This is a genomic window from Streptococcus sp. HMSC078H12, assembly GCF_001814615.1.
GTDB classification, from domain to species: domain Bacteria; phylum Bacillota; class Bacilli; order Lactobacillales; family Streptococcaceae; genus Streptococcus; species Streptococcus salivarius_F.
The window spans coordinates 80,374-98,998 of the sequence record NZ_KV817343.1; the positions used below are offsets into that span (position 1 = coordinate 80,374).

At 38.6% G+C, this 18,625-nt stretch carries 20 protein-coding genes; 19 read left to right on the forward strand and 1 reads right to left on the reverse strand.

The features are described 5' to 3' along the window. Window positions 1-8 precede the first annotated feature (8 nt). The 15 genes from ffh (at window position 9) to trmFO (ending at window position 15,207) form a co-directional block, all read left to right on the forward strand. The gene (gene ffh / locus HMPREF2979_RS08140) at window positions 9-1,571 is read left to right on the forward strand and encodes a signal recognition particle protein (protein ID WP_014634568.1); all 1,563 of its coding nucleotides are present in this window, start codon (window positions 9-11) and stop codon (window positions 1,569-1,571) included. Window positions 1,572-1,683: 112 nt separating this feature from the next. After that, entirely contained in the window at window positions 1,684-2,211 is a 528-nt protein-coding gene (locus HMPREF2979_RS08145; protein ID WP_002883896.1) for an ECF transporter S component, read from the forward strand. Between the two features lie 22 nt (window positions 2,212-2,233). Next, a complete protein-coding gene (locus HMPREF2979_RS08150; protein ID WP_070656104.1) occupies window positions 2,234-2,749 on the forward strand; it encodes a transcription repressor NadR in 516 nt (171 codons plus the stop codon). A gap of 94 nt (window positions 2,750-2,843) precedes the next feature. Further along, on the forward strand, window positions 2,844-3,533 hold the full coding sequence (locus tag HMPREF2979_RS08155; protein WP_002883906.1) for an XRE family transcriptional regulator: 690 nt from the start codon (window positions 2,844-2,846) through the stop codon (window positions 3,531-3,533). 128 nt (window positions 3,534-3,661) lie between these two features. Beyond that, entirely contained in the window at window positions 3,662-4,516 is an 855-nt protein-coding gene (gene ylqF, locus HMPREF2979_RS08160; protein WP_070656107.1) for a ribosome biogenesis GTPase YlqF, read from the forward strand. Beyond that, the gene (locus HMPREF2979_RS08165) at window positions 4,503-5,273 is read left to right on the forward strand and encodes a ribonuclease HII (RefSeq protein WP_070656109.1); all 771 of its coding nucleotides are present in this window, start codon (window positions 4,503-4,505) and stop codon (window positions 5,271-5,273) included. The genes ylqF and HMPREF2979_RS08165 overlap by 14 nt, the downstream gene beginning before the upstream one ends. A 6-nt stretch (window positions 5,274-5,279) precedes the next feature. After that, window positions 5,280-6,200, forward strand: a complete 921-nt coding sequence (locus tag HMPREF2979_RS08170; protein ID WP_070656112.1) for an ROK family protein — start codon at window positions 5,280-5,282, stop codon at window positions 6,198-6,200. 66 nt (window positions 6,201-6,266) lie between these two features. Next, window positions 6,267-7,106: a DNA-processing protein DprA gene (gene dprA / locus HMPREF2979_RS08175; RefSeq protein ID WP_070656114.1), complete on the forward strand. Its 840-nt coding sequence runs from the start codon at window positions 6,267-6,269 to the stop codon at window positions 7,104-7,106. Window positions 7,107-7,273: 167 nt separating this feature from the next. Then, a complete protein-coding gene (gene topA, locus HMPREF2979_RS08180; RefSeq protein ID WP_070656116.1) occupies window positions 7,274-9,418 on the forward strand; it encodes a type I DNA topoisomerase in 2,145 nt (714 codons plus the stop codon). A 182-nt stretch (window positions 9,419-9,600) separates the two neighbouring features. Continuing rightward, window positions 9,601-10,275, forward strand: a complete 675-nt coding sequence (locus tag HMPREF2979_RS08185) for an ABC transporter ATP-binding protein (protein ID WP_070656118.1) — start codon at window positions 9,601-9,603, stop codon at window positions 10,273-10,275. A gap of 4 nt (window positions 10,276-10,279) precedes the next feature. Beyond that, window positions 10,280-11,008: a lantibiotic immunity ABC transporter MutE/EpiE family permease subunit gene (locus HMPREF2979_RS08190; protein WP_070656120.1), complete on the forward strand. Its 729-nt coding sequence runs from the start codon at window positions 10,280-10,282 to the stop codon at window positions 11,006-11,008. Continuing rightward, a complete protein-coding gene (locus HMPREF2979_RS08195; protein WP_045768655.1) occupies window positions 10,995-11,645 on the forward strand; it encodes an ABC-2 family transporter permease in 651 nt (216 codons plus the stop codon). The genes HMPREF2979_RS08190 and HMPREF2979_RS08195 overlap by 14 nt, the downstream gene beginning before the upstream one ends. An 80-nt stretch (window positions 11,646-11,725) precedes the next feature. Continuing rightward, a complete protein-coding gene (locus tag HMPREF2979_RS08200; RefSeq protein WP_070656122.1) occupies window positions 11,726-12,385 on the forward strand; it encodes a response regulator transcription factor in 660 nt (219 codons plus the stop codon). Further along, window positions 12,376-13,746 carry a sensor histidine kinase gene (locus tag HMPREF2979_RS08205; protein ID WP_148132240.1) on the forward strand — a complete coding sequence of 457 codons (1,371 nt, stop codon included), beginning with the start codon at window positions 12,376-12,378 and terminating at the stop codon, window positions 13,744-13,746. The genes HMPREF2979_RS08200 and HMPREF2979_RS08205 overlap by 10 nt, the downstream gene beginning before the upstream one ends. A gap of 117 nt (window positions 13,747-13,863) precedes the next feature. Beyond that, window positions 13,864-15,207 (forward strand): methylenetetrahydrofolate--tRNA-(uracil(54)-C(5))-methyltransferase (FADH(2)-oxidizing) TrmFO, encoded by a 1,344-nt coding sequence (gene trmFO / locus HMPREF2979_RS08210; protein ID WP_070656124.1) that lies wholly within the window; start codon window positions 13,864-13,866, stop codon window positions 15,205-15,207. Window positions 15,208-15,267: 60 nt separating this feature from the next. Here the strand turns inward: trmFO and HMPREF2979_RS08215 are convergent, their stop codons facing one another. After that, a complete protein-coding gene (locus HMPREF2979_RS08215) occupies window positions 15,268-16,413 on the reverse strand; it encodes a cobalamin-independent methionine synthase II family protein (protein WP_070656126.1) in 1,146 nt (381 codons plus the stop codon). Between the two features lie 166 nt (window positions 16,414-16,579). On the opposite strand from HMPREF2979_RS08215, the gene ndk reads away from it, so the two are divergent. The 4 genes from ndk to HMPREF2979_RS10340 all read left to right on the forward strand — a co-directional run bounded on the left by ndk (window position 16,580) and on the right by HMPREF2979_RS10340 (window position 18,531). After that, window positions 16,580-16,993: a nucleoside-diphosphate kinase gene (gene ndk, locus HMPREF2979_RS08220; protein ID WP_186821186.1), complete on the forward strand. Its 414-nt coding sequence runs from the start codon at window positions 16,580-16,582 to the stop codon at window positions 16,991-16,993. A 1-nt stretch (window position 16,994) separates the two neighbouring features. Then, complete coding sequence (locus HMPREF2979_RS08225) at window positions 16,995-17,288, forward strand: rhodanese-like domain-containing protein (protein WP_070656130.1); 294 nt, start codon at window positions 16,995-16,997, stop codon at window positions 17,286-17,288. 211 nt (window positions 17,289-17,499) lie between these two features. Next, window positions 17,500-18,264, forward strand: coding sequence for a (S)-acetoin forming diacetyl reductase (locus tag HMPREF2979_RS08230; protein WP_060972977.1), 765 nt, complete (start codon window positions 17,500-17,502; stop codon window positions 18,262-18,264). A gap of 102 nt (window positions 18,265-18,366) precedes the next feature. Next, complete coding sequence (locus tag HMPREF2979_RS10340) at window positions 18,367-18,531, forward strand: hypothetical protein (RefSeq protein ID WP_186821187.1); 165 nt, start codon at window positions 18,367-18,369, stop codon at window positions 18,529-18,531. Window positions 18,532-18,625 lie beyond the last annotated feature (94 nt).

Consider the following 18,625-nt stretch of genomic DNA (forward strand, 5'->3'; position numbering starts at 1 on the left):
AATGATATATGGCTTTTGAAAGCTTAACGGAACGCTTGCAAGGCGTTTTCAAAAATTTAAGACGTAAAGGAAAACTTTCAGAGAAAGAAGTTCAAGAAGTCACTAAAGAGATTCGTTTGGCACTTCTTGAAGCAGACGTAGCGCTACCAGTCGTTAAGACATTTATCAAACGTGTTCGTGAACGTGCTGTAGGTCACGAAATCATTGATACTCTTGATGCTTCACAACAAATTATCAAGATTGTTAATGAAGAATTGACAGAGATTCTTGGGTCTGAAACATCTGAAATTGAGAAATCTCCAAAGATTCCAACAATCATTATGATGGTTGGTCTCCAAGGGGCTGGTAAGACAACCTTTGCTGGTAAATTGGCTAATAAGTTGATCAAGGAACAAGAAGCCCGTCCAATGATGATTGCGGCGGACATCTATCGTCCAGCAGCCATTGATCAATTGAAAACTTTGGGGCAACAAATCAATGTTCCTGTTTTTGATATGGGAACAGAGATACCAGCAGTTGAGATTGTCAAAAATGGTTTGGAACAAGCGCGTGCCAATAAGAATGACTATGTCTTGATTGATACGGCTGGTCGTTTGCAGATTGACGAGACTCTCATGCAAGAGTTGCATGATATTAAGGATTTTGCTCATCCAAACGAAATTCTCTTGGTTGTGGATAGCATGATTGGTCAGGAAGCTGCTAACGTTGCCAAGGAGTTCAACGAACAGCTAGATATCACTGGTGTTGTTCTTACAAAAATTGATGGGGACACACGTGGTGGTGCAGCTCTTTCTATTCGTGAGATTACAGGCAAGCCAATCAAATTTACGGGTACTGGTGAGAAAATTACGGATATCGAGACTTTCCACCCAGACCGTATGTCAAGTCGTATTTTGGGTATGGGTGACCTTCTTACCCTTATCGAAAAAGCTTCTCAAGAGTATGATGAGAAAAAATCTCTTGAGTTGGCTGAAAAGATGCGTGAAAACACTTTTGACTTCAATGACTTCATCGACCAATTAGACCAGGTACAAAATATGGGTCCAATGGAGGATTTGCTCAAGATGTTGCCAGGTATGGCTAACAATCCAGCCTTGGCTAATGTTAAAGTAGATGAGAAACAAATTGCTCGCAAACGTGCCATCGTATCATCTATGACACCTGAAGAACGTGAAAATCCAGATCTTTTGACACCAAGTCGTCGTCGCCGTATTGCCAATGGTTCAGGGAATACCTTCATCGAAGTAAACAAGTTTATTAAAGACTTCAACCAAGCCAAACAAATGATGCAAGGTGTTATGTCTGGTGATATGGAGCAAATGATGCGTCAAATGGGTCTTAACCCAAATAATCTGCCAAAAAACATGCCAAATATGCCGGATATGGGTAATATGGACATGTCTGCTCTTGAAGGCATGATGGGTGGCGCTGGTATGCCGGATCTTGGGAATATGGATCTTAGCCAAATGCTTGGTGGTGGCCTTAAAGGTAAGGTTGGTTCATTTGCCATGAAACATGCGATGAAGCGTCAAGCTAATAAGATGAAAAAAGCTAAGAAAAAACGTAAATAAGAAACATAGAACGCTAGGGCATTATGCTCTAGTGTTTTTTTCTGAAAAACATTGACTTATATAACTATACACTGTAATATACTAATGTATATACAATAAAAAGGAGTAGATTATGAAACCGAAAAAGAGAATTCAAGAAATGACCTTTGCAGCTTTATTAACTGCAATTGCTATCCTTATCCCAAGTATCATGCCAATTAAACTAATCATCCCACCGGCTTCGTATACTTTGGGGAGTCATGTTCCAATATTTCTAGCCATGTTTATATCTCCCTGGGTAACTGCTTTTGTTATCTTAGCTTCTAGTTTGGGATACTTTATGGCTGGCTATCCGATTGTGGTTGTTTTTAGGGCCTTTTCACATATTATATTTGGCTTTTTAGGCGCACTCTATTTGAAAAAATTTCCACAAACGATAGAAAACCATAAATCATCATTACTTTTCAACTTTGTTTTAGGTCTTATCCATGCCATAGGTGAAGTTCTTGCTTGCGTGATTTTTTATTCCGTAACAGGAGAGGATTTCCAAAAACTGTTCTATGTTCTCTTTGTTTTAGTTGGTTTTGGCACTATTGTCCATAGTATGATAGACTATGTTATAGCATTAACGATTTTCAAAAGTATTCGAAAAATACGCTAATTGAAAGAGGGATGGTTGGTCTATGGCTTCAAATCGAAAACAAGAATTATTGGCACTCTTAAAGGGAGCTAAAGAGTCAATGAATGGACAGAGTTTGGCGGAGCATTTTGGTGTGACACGTCAAATCATTGTTCAAGATATTGCCCTCTTGCGTGCAGACGGTGCCCAGATTATTTCAACTAATAGGGGATATATCTATAAAAGTAGCGATGACAATTCTTATGTACATCGACTATTTAAGGTGAATCATAAAGTGTCCGATATGGAGGATGAGCTTTTGGCTATTGTTGATAATGGAGGCCGTATTCAAAATATCATGATAGATCATCCAGTTTATGGAGAAATTCAGACTTTGTTGAAATTGACTTGTCGTCGAGATGTTAGTCATTTTTTAGACCAAGCCTCGTCAAATGACTTTCACCCCTTATCTGATTTGACAAACGGTGTTCATTACCATCTTGTCGAAGCAGATAGTGAGCAAGATATAGATTATATTGAAGAGGCACTTAACCATCTAGGATTTTTAGTTAAAGAATGAGATAAAAGAGAAATGTAAAAGTAGTTAGTTTCACTTGAAAACAACTGCTTTTTTTGATAAACTTATGTTAGTTTATTAACTTACGGAGGTAGCCATGTTTTCAGGACAAAGACTTAAGGAAATTCGAGAAGCACAAGGAATGAGCCAAGCATCAGTAGCTAAGCATCTAGGAATTTCACGCTCCTCTTATTTTAATTGGGAAAATGGTAAGACGAAACCAAATCAAAAGAACCTATCGGTTTTGGCTGAACTTTTTGGTGTAGCTGAGACCTATTTTCTGTCTGAACATGAGATTGTAGAAGTCTACTTGGAATTAAATGAGGAAAATCGCCAAGAAGCTTTGCGACTCACTAAGGCTCTCCTAGAAGAGCAAGAAGCAGAAAAGCAAAAAGCACCTGTTATTCCGCTTTACTCATACAAAGTTTTCGAGCGTTTATCAGCCGGAACTGGTTACACTTACTTTGGTGATGGCAATTATGATGAAGTTTTCTATGATGAAGAATTGGATCATGATTTTGCGTCATGGGTTTTTGGAGACTCTATGGAACCTACCTACCTAAATGGTGAAGTAGTGCTAATCAAACAAACAGGTTTTGATTATGATGGAGCTGTTTATGCTGTAGACTGGGATGGGCAAACCTATATTAAAAAAGTTTATCGCGAGGAAGATGGGCTACGTTTAGTTTCTCTTAATAAACGTTATGGTGATAAGTTTGCACCCTATGACGAAGATCCCCGAATCATCGGTAAAATTGTAGGTAACTTTATGCCTGTTGAGGCTTAGTCAACTTTTATCGATTGGGCATCTTAAACTAAATCTGATATAATATAAGTAAAGTAAAGCCAAGTCTTTGGCTTTTTTTAAAGAGTTTAAATCATATTTTACTAAGAAGATAATGAGGAGAGATATACATGGCTACTATTCAATGGTTTCCTGGTCACATGTCCAAAGCTCGTCGACAAGTTCAGGAAAATCTTAAGCATGTTGATTTTGTAACAATTTTAGTGGATGCACGTTTGCCACTGTCAAGTCAAAATCCCATGCTAACTAAAATTGTTGGCGATAAACCAAAACTTTTAATTCTCAATAAGGCTGACCTTGCTGATAGTAATCGTACAAAAGAGTGGCGTAGCTATTTTGAGGGTCAAGGGATTAAAACCTTGGCCATCAATTCCAAGGAACAATCTACAGTTAAATTGGTGACAGATGCTGCTAAGAGTCTTATGGCTGACAAGATTCAACGACTTCGTGAACGTGGTATTCAGAAAGAGACCTTGCGAACTATGATTATTGGGATTCCAAATGCAGGGAAATCTACCTTGATGAATCGTTTGGCTGGTAAAAAAATTGCCGTTGTAGGAAATAAACCTGGTGTGACAAAAGGTCAACAGTGGTTGAAGTCTAATAAGGACTTGGAAATTCTGGATACTCCTGGGATTTTGTGGCCTAAGTTTGAAGATGAATTGGTCGGCTTGAAGCTTGCTTTGACCGGAGCTATCAAGGACCAGCTTTTGCCAATGGATGAAGTTACGATTTTTGGCCTTAACTATTTTAAAACTTACTATCCTGAACGTTTAGAAGAACGCTTTAAAGGGATTGAACTTGAAGAAGAGGCGCCAGAAATCATTATGGAAATGACTCGAAAACTTGGCTTCCGTGAAGATTATGACCGTTTCTATAATCTATTTGTCAAAGAAGTTCGTGATGGAAAACTAGGTCGTTACACACTTGATATTGTTGAGGTCGATACTGATGGCGACAATTAAAGAAGTCAAAGAGCAATTGGCCACTTTGACAGATCTTGACGACCACCGATGGGCCAGTTTTGAGGAAGATAGTCGGGCTGGTGTACAGACTGCCATTAAGCAACGCCGTAAAGCTATCCTAGCTGAGATTGCTGAGGAAGAACGCTTAGAGATGATGCTCAGTTATGAAAAATCGCTTTATGCTCAGGGAGTTGAACTCATTGCAGGTGTTGATGAAGTTGGACGTGGCCCTTTGGCTGGGCCAGTGGTAGCTGCAGCGGTTATCTTACCAAAGCTTTGCAAAATAAAAGGTCTTAATGATAGTAAAAAAATACCAAAATCAAAACATGAAGCTATTTATACGCAGGTCATGAAGGAAGCGGTAGCCGTCGGGATTGGTATAAAGGACAATCATGTGATTGACGATGTCAATATTTATGAAGCAACCAAGCTTGCTATGGCTGATGCTATTGAAAAACTTAGTTCCAAACCAGAACATTTGTTAATTGATGCCATGACTTTGGACCTACCAATAGGACAAACATCAATTATAAAAGGGGATGCTAATTCTTTATCAATTGCGGCAGCTTCTATCGTAGCAAAGGTAACCCGTGATAAGATGATGGCTGATTATGACCAGGAGTTTCCTGGTTACGCATTTGCCAAAAATGCAGGCTATGGTACTAAGGATCATCTGTCTGGCATAGATAACTTTGGTGTTACTCCAATTCATAGAAGAAGTTTCGAACCAATAAAGTCAATAATAAAAAGTAGGTGAAGTGGCGTGATTTTAGCTATTGATATTGGAGGAACCTTTATCAAGTTTGGGTTAGTTGATGATGATTTTAAGATTAGCAATCAATCTAAAGTGTTAACGCCAACAACGTTAGACGACTTTTGGTTGACTTTAGAACATATTGTATCGTCTCACAAGGATATCATTTCTGGTATTGCCATTGCGTGCCCTGGCGAAATAAATAGTAAACGTGGCTTCATTTTTAAGGGCGGTCTTATCCCTTATTTAACGGCTATTCCACTTGGGTCACGATTGACTAAAACATTTCGACTGCCTGTAAAGGTTATCAATGATGCTGACGCGGCAGCCTTGGCTGAAGCCAGATATGGAAGTCTACAAGACTTAGATTGTGGGGCAGCCTTGGTTTTAGGTACGGGTGTTGGTTTAGGACTTGTCTCACAGGAGGACTTGCTATCACCTCTGTCAGTCACCCAATATCTGCGAGCTCCAAGTCCCCAAAGCATGAGTCAAACCTCTCTGCCCTTCCAGTGGGAATTGTTTATGCATGGCTTAGTAAGCCTTGTCGATAATAAGGGTTCTGCAGTTGGCTTTGTTCATGAAGCCAGTCAATTACTTGGGTTAAATCAAGACGATGGTCCAGCCGTATTCTCAGCTATAGAGGGAAATCAATCGGAAGACCTAAATCTTTTATTTAAAGACTATTGTCATGAAATTGCTGTTCTTGTGCTAAATTTGCAGAGCTTCTTTAGGCTGGAGAAAGTTGTTATCGGTGGTGGTATCAGTAGGCAAGGCACTTTAATAGAAGGAATAAGTGATGCCTATGAGGAGTTATTTAAGGATAAGCCTGAATTAGGTTTTGAGCCCATAACTATTCAAGCCTGTCATTTCCATAACGATAGTAACCTACTAGGCGCGGCGTCTTATTTTGCTTCTGAAAATGATTTGTAATCACGGAAAGTTCCATAATGGAGCTTTTTTCTTTTCTGTTACGAATAATGAAAAGGAGGTATCTATATGAATAATTTTGAACTTTTTAAACTTAAAGCCGCTGGGTTGACGAATTTGAATATCTTAAATATTTTGGACTATCAAAAGACTCAAGATAGAAAATTGAGTTTACGTGATATGGCAGTGGTATCCAAGTCTAAAAATGCCGTTCTTTTTATGGAAAAATACAAGAGTTTAGATATTAAGCAACTCAAAGAACAATTCGACCGTTTTCCTACGTTATCGATTTTTGATAAAGAATATCCCATTGAGCTGAAGCATACCTATAATCCTCCTGTCCTCCTTTATTATCAGGGGAATCTTGATTTACTGAGTAAACCAAAGCTAGCTGTTGTTGGGGCAAGAAAGTGTTCTGAAACAGGCAAACAGTCTGTTCGCAAAATTGTTAGTGAACTTGGTAATCACTTTACTATTGTGAGTGGATTGGCGCGTGGGATTGATACTTGTGCGCATATGGAGGCCTTGAAAAATAGGGGGAACACTATTGCAGTTATCGGGACTGGACTTGATGTTTATTATCCTAAAGAAAATAAAGCTTTGCAGGACTATATGGCTAAAAATCATTTAGTTCTTTCTGAATATGGACCGGGTGAACAGCCGCTTAAGTACCACTTTCCTGAACGCAATCGGATTATTTCTGGATTGTGTCAAGGAGTTATGGTCGTAGAAGCAAAACTTCGCTCAGGAAGTCTGATTACTTGTGAGCGTGCCATGGAAGAAGGTAGAGATGTTTTTGCTATTCCAGGAAATATTTTAGATGGAAAATCAGACGGATGCCATCACTTAATTCAAGAGGGCGCAAAGTGCATTACGACAGGGTTTGACATCCTTTCAGAGTTTTCTTAAAAATCAAAGTTCTCCTATAGAGATAAAGTTTTTTATTGACAGTTAAAGAAAAGGAAGGTATCATGTTAGTTGCTCGGTCCAAGATGTTTCATTTTTTAATGTCTTGTGACTAGATTTTACACAGATGAGTGGCGCAGCCAGTTTATAACATTATAAGGAAATAGTCTATGGCGACAGCAACGACAACAAAAACGAAAACTAAAACAACAAAGAAAACGACAGCCAAAAAGGCGACTAAAAAGAGAGCGACACCAAAGAAAAATTTGGTCATCGTGGAGTCTCCTGCTAAAGCGAAAACGATTGAGAAGTATCTTGGCCGCAACTATAAAGTTGTAGCCTCTGTTGGGCATATCCGTGATTTGAAAAAATCAAGTATGTCGATTGATTTTGAAAACAACTACGAACCTCAGTACATTAATATTCGAGGTAAGGGACCTCTTATCAATGAATTGAAGAAAGAAGCTAAAAAAGCCAAGCAAGTCTTTCTCGCAAGTGACCCGGACCGTGAAGGGGAAGCCATTTCATGGCATTTGTCACATATTCTTGGATTAGAGCCAGATGATAAGAATCGTGTCGTTTTTAACGAAATCACTAAAGATGCGGTAAAAAATGCCTTTGTAGAGCCACGCGCCATTGACATGGACTTGGTAGATGCTCAACAAGCTCGTCGTGTCTTGGACCGTATTGTGGGTTATTCTATTTCACCGCTTCTATGGAAGAAGGTTAAGAAAGGTCTTTCTGCAGGTCGTGTACAATCAGTAGCTCTTAAGCTCATTATCGACCGTGAAAATGAAATTAAGGCCTTTAAACCAGAAGAATACTGGACTATTGATGGTGCTTTTAAGAAGGGTGCTAAGAAGTTTCAGGCTAGCTTCTATGGTTTGGATGGTAAAAAGCTTAAGCTCAACAATAATGATGATGTTCAAGCCGTTCTCTCTCGTATCATAAGTGATGATTTTAACGTAGATAAAGTAGAGAAAAAAGAACGTCGTCGTAATGCGCCATTGCCATATACAACCTCATCTCTTCAACAGGATGCTGCCAATAAGATTAACTTCCGTACACGTAAGACCATGATGGTTGCCCAACAGTTGTATGAAGGAATTAATCTGGGTTCAGGCGCTCAAGGTTTGATTACTTATATGCGTACGGACTCAACACGTATCAGTCCAGTTGCTCAAAACCAGGCTGCTGAATTTATTACAGAACGCTTTGGTTCTAAGTATTCAAAACATGGCAGCAAGGTGAAAAATAGTTCGGGAGCACAAGATGCCCATGAGGCTATCCGTCCGTCAAATGTTTTCCAAACACCAGAAAGCATTGCTAAGTATTTGGATAAGGATCAGCTCAAGCTTTATACTCTTATATGGAATCGTTTTGTAGCGAGTCAAATGACAGCTGCAGTATTTGATACGATGAAGGTGACCTTGTCTCAAAACGGAGTCATTTTCACTGCAAATGGTAGCCAAATCAAGTTCGATGGTTATATGGCCGTTTACAACGACTCTGATAAGAATAAAATGCTTCCTGATATGGCAGAAGGTGATACGGTTAAGAAGGTTGTGACAACGCCTGAACAACACTTCACGCAACCACCTGCCCGCTATTCTGAAGCGACTCTGATTAAGACGCTGGAAGAAAATGGTGTTGGTCGTCCGTCAACTTATGCACCGACACTTGATGTTATTCAACGTCGTTACTATGTTAAATTAGTAGCTAAACGTTTTGAACCAACAGAACTTGGTGAAATCGTTAATAGCTTAATCGTCGAATTCTTCCCAGACATCGTGGATGTTAAATTCACTGCCGAGATGGAAGGAAAACTCGATAAAGTCGAAATCGGTAAGGAACAGTGGCAAAAGGTTATTGATGAATTCTTCAAACCATTCCAAAAAGAATTGGAAAAAGCTGAAGAAGGTATTGAAAAAATCCAAATTAAGGATGAGCCTGCCGGTTTTGATTGTGACCTCTGTGGTCACCCAATGGTCATCAAACTTGGTCGATACGGTAAGTTCTACGCATGTAGTAACTTCCCAGACTGTCACAATACTAAGGCCATAACCAAAGAAATTGGCGTTACTTGTCCAACCTGTGGTAAAGGTCAGGTCATCGAGCGTAAGACAAAACGAAATCGTGTCTTTTATGGCTGTGATCGCTACCCTGACTGTGAATTTACGTCGTGGGATATCCCTGTTGGACGTAACTGTCCTAAATCAGGCGATTATCTCGTTGAGAAGAAAGTCCGTGGTGGCGGCAAGCAAGTTATCTGTAGTAACGAAGAGTGTGACTACAAAGAATCTATTGTTAAATAAAAAGAAAGCTATCTCAAGTTAAAACTTGGGATAGTTTTTTGTATTTTATCAAAAAAACTGATACTTTCCTTAAATTTGTTTTTTATACTAAGAATGAAAAGAAAGGAGAGTAAGTGATTTTCTGATATTAGGTAAATATAAGCTTATATTGAAAACACAACTATTCTAAATGAGGTGTACAAATGCAAATAACTGTTAAACAACTTTCAAAATCCTACAAAGATAAGACTATTTTAGACAAGATCACATTTACAATTGAATCTGGAACAGTTTGTGGTCTATTAGGAGTAAATGGTGCTGGTAAGTCAACTCTGATGAAAATTCTTTTTGGTTTAGTCCAAAAAAGTAGTGGAGAAATTCGATTTGATGGATCATCCAAAAACAAACATTTATTAGGTGCATTAATTGAAGCACCTGCAATTTATCACAACCTTTCGGCTTTTGATAATCTAAAAACAAAAGCGTTATTATATGATATTCCTGATTCCAAAATTTATGAAACCTTAGAAATAATTGGTCTTTCAAATACTGGAAAGAAAAAAGCCGGTAAATTTTCATTAGGTATGAAGCAACGACTTGGGATTGGTATGGCTATTTTAACTAATCCCCAATTTTTAATTCTAGATGAGCCTACTAATGGCCTTGATCCTGATGGTATAAATGAATTGCTAAACCTTATTCGTTCCTTGAAAGCAAAGGGAATGACAATTCTGGTTTCCAGTCATCAACTTTTAGAAATTAGTAAGGTTGCTGATCATATTCTTATTCTCGACAAAGGTAAAATTCAATATGATGGTGAAAACAAAAATGTAGATAGTCTTGAGAGACTCTTCTTTAAAATTGTTCATGGGGGTTAGTGATATGCAAAAGATATTCTATTCGGAATTGCTCAAATTACGACATTTAGGAACGACTAAATTCTTAATCATCATACCATTTTTAACCGTTCTTATAGCCTTTTTAATGGGAGGGTTACAGATTTTTGTTCCTTTCTCGGTTTATTGGTGGGAAGCTATCTTTTTATATCTTGTAAATGGTCTTTTGTTTATAGTTGATAGACGTTTAGAAGATCAGGCTGGGCATTTTCAAAATGTTACAAATGGATATTTTACTTGGAAAATTAGCTTGATAAAAATGGTGCTTATAGGAATGAGGACATTGATTGCTAGTTTATTCTTACTAGCTTTCCTTAGTCTCGTTGCATTTATTTACACAGGTTTTATTCCAATAAATATTCCTAAAACAGCTATTTCCTTAATCTTAATTTGGATGACAACTTTATGGAACATTCCTTTACTTTACCTAATATCTAAATACATGAGTCAATTCATCCTATTAGCTCTTAATACATTGGTTTGTCTTTTAATAGCACCTTTTATTGCTCAGAGTCCACTCTGGTTCGTTTTCCCCTATACCTATCACTATAAAATAGCTCAATTTTTATTAAACCTTAAACCATCGGGGGATATTATTGTAAATACGAATCATACTAGCATTTTGCAAGTGTTACTTACGATGATGCTATCAATAGTAGTGACATTGCTTTTATCTTTTTCACTGCAAAGGAGACAATTAAATGCTAAGGAGTGAGTTACTAAAATTAAAGAATACTTTCGGTCTTTATCTTATTCTCAGTTTTGCTGTCTTAGAGATCATTACAATACCAATGTATGTGAGCTTCGTTCCTAATGGTTTTTCTCTAACTAATTTAGCCATATTATCTTTTTTATGCTATCCGCTATTGACATCATTTTTGTCAATTTTAGGGATTGAACAAGAAAAATACGCTAATCATTATCAAGAAATATCGAGTTACCCTAAGCAAAGACGTTTATGGTTGGCTAAACTTTTGATAGTAGACCTAACCCTTAGCCTACCTTCTTTATTTAGTTGGCTTATCATAAACCTCCTTCTTATGAATAGTGTGAATGGATTTGTAGTAAGTCTATCAAGTTGGATGTTAATAGTCTTTCTTAATCATTTTCACTACTTTATACAAGTGAGTCTGAACAGTGTTAGTAATATTATTATCTCTATAATTGAAATTATTTTTATTATTTTTGCTAGTAATAAAGTTTTCTTGTCTATTCATTGGCTTCCTATTGCTTTACCTATCAATAGCCTTATCCTTAGTGATTGGAGCCAACTCAATTCCCTACCTTTATGGATTGTTGAGGTGACTTTGTTATTTATTTGTTTTTTGCCAATAAATTCAAAATCTTATTAATAGATTTATCTACTTTACGCCTTGTCAGTAATCTTCTATAGATGATATGATAAGAGTAACTTTGAACGAAAGGAAAGGTTATGGCTCAGATACTTGTTATTGATGATCAAGAAGATATTGTTCAATTGGTTGTAAAGGCTTTAGAGCTCCAAAACCATAAGGTGACAGGGCTTACAAGTGTTTTAGATTTGAATAAGAACTCTTTACCTCGATTTGACTTGATTTTACTGGATATCATGATGCCTGATGTTGACGGTCTACAGTTTTGTCATGAGATTCGAAATCAGGTGGATTGCCCTATCCTCTTTATTACAGCTAAAACGCAAGAGGCAGACATCGTCCAAGGTTTGACTTATGGTGCGGATGATTACATTTGCAAACCATTTGGGGTTAAAGAACTTCAAGCGCGTGTTGCGGCTCACTTAAGACGTGAACATCGTGAACGTCACCATAAGCTTTCTCTAGGTGATTTTCAGTTTGATTTGTCGGCTCAGGAGCTTTATGTTGAGAATCAACTGTTAGATTTGACTAAGTCGGAGTATGGTATTTGTCAATTTTTGGCTGAAAATAAAGGCCAAGTTTTTTCCAAAGAGCAAATCTACACGCATTTGTATGGCTATGAGGATAAAGGGAGTCCGACAGCAGTGGCTGAACATATCAAAAATATCCGTGCAAAGCTCAAAAATGTCGGGCAAAGTCCTATTGAAACAGTCTGGGGGATTGGTTACAAGTGGCACTAATAAAAAAACGAGAGCACTCTCTAAGAACAATCTTGTTATCTTATGTCGTCAGTCTTACAGTTCTCTCTGTAATCAGCAGTCTTCTTATTTTCTATCTTTTTACCTTCGGTTTTGGGTTTGTCATTCCAGCAAATCAGGTAGAGAGTGATTTATCTGCTGTGAGAAATGATATTGAGACTTCTAAGGTCTTTAATCCCGATATCTTACCCGATGGTACTAGTTATGTCTTTTTAACAAGGGAATTTAAACTTAAGAAGTCTAACATGCCAGTTAACTTGCAAGAAGAATCCTTGCTAAATTACCAATTCAAGAATGCTCACGGTGGAAGATACGGCTATTTTCAGTCTTTTGAACGGTCAGATGGCATAGTCATTGTCAATTATCAACTATCACCTCGGTACCGTAATGAGTGGATGAACCAGCATTTGCCTAATGCTAATATTATGATGATTGGCTCAATGATGGTGTCCATTTTACTCATTTTTATCGTTTTAACATTGTTCTATGCTCATAAATTACGCCAACAGCTTAGACCAATACTGTGGGCAACTAAGAAAATTGCAGAGCAAGACTTGGATTTTCAAACCTCCCAATCTACTATTAAGGAATTCAATCAGGTTTTAAGTGGCTTGGATCACATGAGGGTTGCGCTCCGTGAATCTTTGATGGAAAATTGGAAGGCAGAGCAAGATAAGCAAAATCAGATTTCTGCCCTGACACATGACTTAAAGACACCACTGACAGTTGCTCGTGGAAATGCAGACCTCTTAGCCATGACTCCCTTGGATGCGGAACAGATGGACTTATTAGAACATTTTCAAAAGGGGATTACACAGGTTGATGCTTATGTTAAAGAGTTGTCCGAACTCAACAAAACGAGTTTGACGAAAACCTTGACGCTTGAAGACATTTCGGTTAGGGAATTTATTGAAGACATTTACGATCAAACCTTGTCACTAGCTCAAACCAAACAAATCAATGTAGTCTTTGACAAGAAAGAAATTGAGAAAGAAATCATAGGCCATTGGGACAGGTCCTTGGTGAATCGAGCTTTTATGAATATCATTTCGAATGCTGTAGAGCATACGCCAAGTGGTAGTCAGTTGCTCCTGACCGCTAGGGTAGAAGAAGATGAATTCAAGTTTATCTGCCTTGATTCTGGTCCTGGATTTTCCCTTGAATCTCTTGAAAAGGCTACTCAGCTCTTTTATCAAGAGGATAAAAGCAGACAGAGCCGCAATCATAGTGGCCTTGGTCTGACTATTGCCAATGATATTATTCGCTTACACCATGGTAGTCTTGCTCTTTCGAATGACGATAGCACGGGTGGTGCTAAAGTGACTATCATTTTACCCCTTTAAATACAGATGACTCCTAGTCGCCAGATGAGGAGTTTTTTGCTATACTACTAAGAGTAAAAATGAAGAAAGATTTGTGGGGGCAGGATTTCATCTTGTTCTCGAAGAGGTATTAGTGTCATGTCTCAATCAAAAGCAGATTATATTAACGTGATTGGAGCTGGTTTGGCCGGCTCTGAAGCAGCTTATCAGATTGCTAAACGTGGTATTCCGGTAAAACTATATGAAATGCGTGGGGTCAAAGCAACACCTCAGCATAAGACAACAAACTTTGCAGAATTGGTTTGCTCTAACTCTTTCCGTGGTGATAGCTTGACAAATGCTGTAGGGCTTCTTAAAGAAGAAATGCGTCGCTTGGACTCTATCATTATGCGTAATGGAGAAGCTCATCGTGTGCCAGCTGGTGGTGCCATGGCGGTTGACCGTGAAGGTTATGCAGAAGCAGTGACAGCTGAAATTGAGAACAATCCATTAATTGAAATCATCCGTGAAGAAATCACAGAAATTCCTGATGATGCCATTACAGTTATTGCTTCAGGTCCTTTGACTTCTGATGCTTTAGCTGAAAAAATTCACAAGCTTAACGGTGGAGATGGGTTCTATTTCTATGATGCCGCTGCACCGATTGTTGATAAAGCGACTATCGACATGAACAAAGTCTACCTTAAGTCACGCTATGACAAGGGTGAAGCAGCTTACCTAAACTGTCCAATGACCAAGGAGGAGTTCATGGCCTTCCACGAGGCCTTGACAACAGCTGAAGAAGCTCCTTTGAATTCTTTTGAAAAAGAAAAGTATTTCGAGGGCTGTATGCCTATCGAAGTTATGGCTAAACGTGGTATCAAGACAATGCTCTATGGTCCTATGAAACCAGTTGGTTTGGAGTATCCTGAGGATTATAAGGGGCCACGTGATGGTGACTTCAAGACGCCTTATGCGGTTGTTCAGCTTCGTCAGGACAATGCGGCTGGTAGCCTCTATAATATCGTTGGTTTCCAAACCCACCTCAAATGGGGAGAGCAAAAGCGTGTCTTCCAAATGATTCCAGGTCTTGAAAACGCTGAATTTGTGCGTTATGGGGTTATGCACCGCAACTCTTACATGGATTCGCCAAACTTGCTCAAACAGACCTTCCAATCAAAATCAAACCCTAACTTGTTCTTTGCGGGACAAATGACTGGTGTAGAAGGTTATGTTGAATCAGCTGCCTCAGGTTTGGTTGCTGGAATCAATGCTGCCCGTCTCTTTAAGGGTGAAGATGAGGTTATCTTCCCTCATACAACAGCTATCGGGAGTCTTCCATATTATGTGACACATGCTGAAAGTAAACATTTTCAACCAATGAATGTTAACTTTGGTATCATCAAAGAGTTGGAAGGGCCACGTATTCGTGACAAGAAAGAGCGCTATGAAAAAATTGCTGAGCGAGCTCTTGAAGATTTACAACCTTTTATTCAAGCTTAGACAATATCAAAATCCCTTACCGAATGCGGTAAGGGATTTTTCAGATTTAAAAGTATTCAATTAACCAAAGAATTTCTTAGCGATATCTTGACCTTGTTTAATTTTAGCCCATTGTTGTGGTGTTGCCAACTCATTACCTGAGTCACATGAGGCGAAACCACATTGGTGAGAAAGGAAGAGACGCTCTTGAGGAAGGATTTGACTAGCTTTTTCAAGCAAGTCAAGAACACGTTCCTCGTCATCAAGTTCAGTTGTTTTAGATGACAAAAGTCCTAGTACAACTTCAGCTTTGCTGTCTTTGAGGGCTTCGAGAGCTTTGATATCACCAGCGGTGTCGCTATCCCACTCAAGGAAGAAACGGTCATAGTGTTGCTCTGCCAAGAACTTCTTAGCGATGGCTTCGTAAGTTCCTTCGGCAGCAGAACGGCTTTCATAGTTGCCACGACAGTTGTGCGTCCAAACCGTTAAACCAATTTCGTGAGCATAGTCTACAACCTCGTTATTGATAGCTACAAACTCATCAGCCAATTCTGCCAAATCAGAATTACCTTCCGCAAAGAAACTTGCAGGGTTTGATGGGTCAAAGAGTTCCCAGAGACAGTCATCAAATTGAACGATTTTTCCACCTACTGCCTTGTATTCTTCCAAGAATTCTTTATAGGCATTAATCAAACCTTTTTTGAGGTCTTCGTTTGTCTCATAGACTTGTCCTGGTCCCGCCAAACGGTCAAAGATAGCAAGTTCAGTGTAGGCATGAGCAGGTCCCCAGATAGTTTGTTTGGTATCTTCATCACCAGCTTCAGCCTTAACCAATTTATAGATATCTAGGTAATGGTGGTTTTTACCTGAGAGAGGTTCAGTGATACGAATCCCAATATCCTTACGAGTCTCATATTGTCCGCCATCGTGGTCTTTGAATGTATAACCATGCTCAGCAATGTAACGTTCGATCCCTTTGAGACCCCAGACAAAGTCCAAGTGCCACATAGAGCGGCCAAACTCACCATCAGTAAGGATGTCAATTCCGTTAGCCTTTTGGTCAGCCACAATTTGCTTAATATCTGCAGTTTCAGTTTCTTGATAACCAGGAAGGGCATCGTAGAAAGGATACTGGATATCGTCACGGTGCTCAATTTCGTCCTTGTATTTACGGAGATCCGCAGGACGAAGGAGAGAACCAACTAGTTGAAATTTAGATTTTGTCATAAGATTCACCTCAAAATAAGATTTTACATCTATAATATTTTTATTTATTTCGATTGAAAATAGTTATTTTCTTTCTGTGGGTATAGTTTAAGACTATATAAAGTTTTGGTCTGCAAAATGATACTTCCTATGGTAAAATGAAAAGAAAACAATGAAGGTTGGGAACATGCAAAAAACATTTTTTATTATTAAACCAGATGCTGTAAAACGACACTTGATGGGACAAGTCATTGATCGTATTGAACGTCGTGGCTTCATTATTGAACGAATGGAAATGCTGACACTTGACGAAGAACGTCTTAAAGAACATTATGCTCAATTGGTTGATAAACCTTTTTTCTCTAGCATTGCAGAATTCATGATGAGTGGTCCATCAGTGATTGGTATTATTTCTGGTCCAGGTGTTATCAAGTCATGGCGTGATATGATGGGAGCAACTAATCCTGGGGATGCTGTCCCTGGAACGATTCGTGGAGACTTTGCAACCGCACCAGATGGTGACATGATTCCAAATATTGTTCATGGCTCTGATTCAGAAGAATCTGCGGCTCGAGAAATTAAGATTTGGTTTGGTGAGTAGGATGGATTTAGCACAGATTCAGTCAGATTTAGCCAAGGGTGGACTGTTAATTGATGTCAGAAGTCCAGAAGAGTATGCAGAAGGACATGTTAAGGATGCCCTCTTAATACCTCACACCCAGTTTTTCTCTGCTGACATTCCAGCCGAAAAAGACACTTCCATTTACCTCTATTGTAAAATGGGCCCTCGTGCAGAATTTGCTGCATCAGTCCTTAAAGAGCGAGGCTATACTAAGGTGACTAATCTAGGTGGCTTGGATGATATGGAAGCATTAGGTTTTGAATTTGAAGAATAATAGAAATAAGGTCACCTCAAGGTGGTCTTATTTGTTTTCAGAAAAGTTTGATAATTACTTGACAACGTTTTCATAAAGGGGTAGAATTTTAATTGAGTTAAGACAAAGCCTATGAAAATGACTTTGCCAGAACTTGACTAACTTAGCGTATTCCAATTGAGATAAGAACTGTTATTGGGTCCGTTACTCAATTGGTAGAGGAGGATTTCGTATGTCAAAAGTTGCTATTGTTACAGGTGCAGGTCAAGGTATTGGTTTTGCGATTGCAAAACGTTTGGTTGAAGATGGTTTTAAAGTCGGAGTATTGGACTACAACGCTGAAACTGCAGAAAAAGCGGTTGCTGAATTGTCAGCAGATAAAGCATTTGCGGTTGTAGCTGATGTGTCTAAACAAGCTGAAGTAGCAGCTGCTTTCCAAAAAGTTGTTGATCACTTTGGTGATTTGAATGTTGTTGTTAATAATGCCGGTGTGGCTCCAACAACACCTCTTGATACAATTACTGAAGAGCAGTTCCAACGTACATTTAACATCAATGTCGGTGGTGTTATCTGGGGTGCTCAAGCCGCACAAGCACAATTTAAAGCACTCGGTCATGGTGGTAAAATTATCAATGCAACATCTCAGGCTGGTGTCGTTGGTAACCCTAACTTGACTGTATACGGTGGTACTAAATTTGCAGTTCGTGGTATCACTCAAACTTTGGCGCGTGATTTGGCTGAATCAGGTATCACTGTCAATGCTTATGCACCAGGTATCGTTAAGACTCCAATGATGTTTGACATTGCCCACGAAGTTGGTAAAAATGCTGGTAAAGATGATGAATGGGGTATGCAAACTTTTGCTAAAGATATTACCCTCAAACGTTTGTCTGAACCTGAAGATGTAGCAGCAGCAGTTAGCTTCCTTGCTGGACCTGACTCAAACTACATCACAGGTCAAACAATCATCGTTGATGGTGGTATGCAATTCCATTAAGATTATTAGGGAGAGCGAAAAGCTCTCTTTTTTTTGCTTGATAAAACATAATATTTCTGATAATATAATCGTAATTGATTATGATTTAAGAGGAGTTTTCCTATGTCAGACATTTTACACTATATTGTTGAGCACCCATTTTATTGCCTCTTTCTATTAGGTGTTGTTGTACTAGCCTGTGGTTTAGGGCCATTTTCAAGTAGTTCAACAGAAAACAAGCGTTCAGCAATTATTAATAAGCATTACAACGATACTTTTAAGAAATAAGAAGGACTAAATGCAGTCAGAAAGCAGATATTAGAGATAGGCAAAAGCCTGTCTTTTTTGTATAATAGAAGGTAACGATTAGTTTTTTTATAAT

Bases quoted from the DNA above. Each gene is read 5' to 3' on its own strand.
- dprA (WP_070656114.1), top strand. From the start codon at position 6,267: ATGAATAATTTTGAACTTTTTAAACTTAAAGCCGCTGGGTTGACGAAT.
- ndk (WP_186821186.1), top strand. From the start codon at position 16,580: ATGCAAAAAACATTTTTTATTATTAAACCAGATGCTGTAAAACGACAC.
- HMPREF2979_RS08150 (WP_070656104.1), top strand. From the start codon at position 2,234: ATGGCTTCAAATCGAAAACAAGAATTATTGGCACTCTTAAAGGGAGCT.
- ffh (WP_014634568.1), top strand. From the start codon at position 9: ATGGCTTTTGAAAGCTTAACGGAACGCTTGCAAGGCGTTTTCAAAAAT.
- HMPREF2979_RS08185 (WP_070656118.1), top strand. From the start codon at position 9,601: ATGCAAATAACTGTTAAACAACTTTCAAAATCCTACAAAGATAAGACT.
- HMPREF2979_RS08195 (WP_045768655.1), top strand. From the start codon at position 10,995: ATGCTAAGGAGTGAGTTACTAAAATTAAAGAATACTTTCGGTCTTTAT.
- HMPREF2979_RS08165 (WP_070656109.1), top strand. From the start codon at position 4,503: ATGGCGACAATTAAAGAAGTCAAAGAGCAATTGGCCACTTTGACAGAT.
- HMPREF2979_RS08215 (WP_070656126.1), bottom strand. From the start codon at position 16,413: ATGACAAAATCTAAATTTCAACTAGTTGGTTCTCTCCTTCGTCCTGCG.
- ylqF (WP_070656107.1), top strand. From the start codon at position 3,662: ATGGCTACTATTCAATGGTTTCCTGGTCACATGTCCAAAGCTCGTCGA.
- HMPREF2979_RS08155 (WP_002883906.1), top strand. From the start codon at position 2,844: ATGTTTTCAGGACAAAGACTTAAGGAAATTCGAGAAGCACAAGGAATG.
- HMPREF2979_RS08190 (WP_070656120.1), top strand. From the start codon at position 10,280: ATGCAAAAGATATTCTATTCGGAATTGCTCAAATTACGACATTTAGGA.
- HMPREF2979_RS08200 (WP_070656122.1), top strand. From the start codon at position 11,726: ATGGCTCAGATACTTGTTATTGATGATCAAGAAGATATTGTTCAATTG.
- HMPREF2979_RS08225 (WP_070656130.1), top strand. From the start codon at position 16,995: ATGGATTTAGCACAGATTCAGTCAGATTTAGCCAAGGGTGGACTGTTA.
- HMPREF2979_RS08230 (WP_060972977.1), top strand. From the start codon at position 17,500: ATGTCAAAAGTTGCTATTGTTACAGGTGCAGGTCAAGGTATTGGTTTT.
- HMPREF2979_RS10340 (WP_186821187.1), top strand. From the start codon at position 18,367: ATGTCAGACATTTTACACTATATTGTTGAGCACCCATTTTATTGCCTC.
- HMPREF2979_RS08145 (WP_002883896.1), top strand. From the start codon at position 1,684: ATGAAACCGAAAAAGAGAATTCAAGAAATGACCTTTGCAGCTTTATTA.
- trmFO (WP_070656124.1), top strand. From the start codon at position 13,864: ATGTCTCAATCAAAAGCAGATTATATTAACGTGATTGGAGCTGGTTTG.
- topA (WP_070656116.1), top strand. From the start codon at position 7,274: ATGGCGACAGCAACGACAACAAAAACGAAAACTAAAACAACAAAGAAA.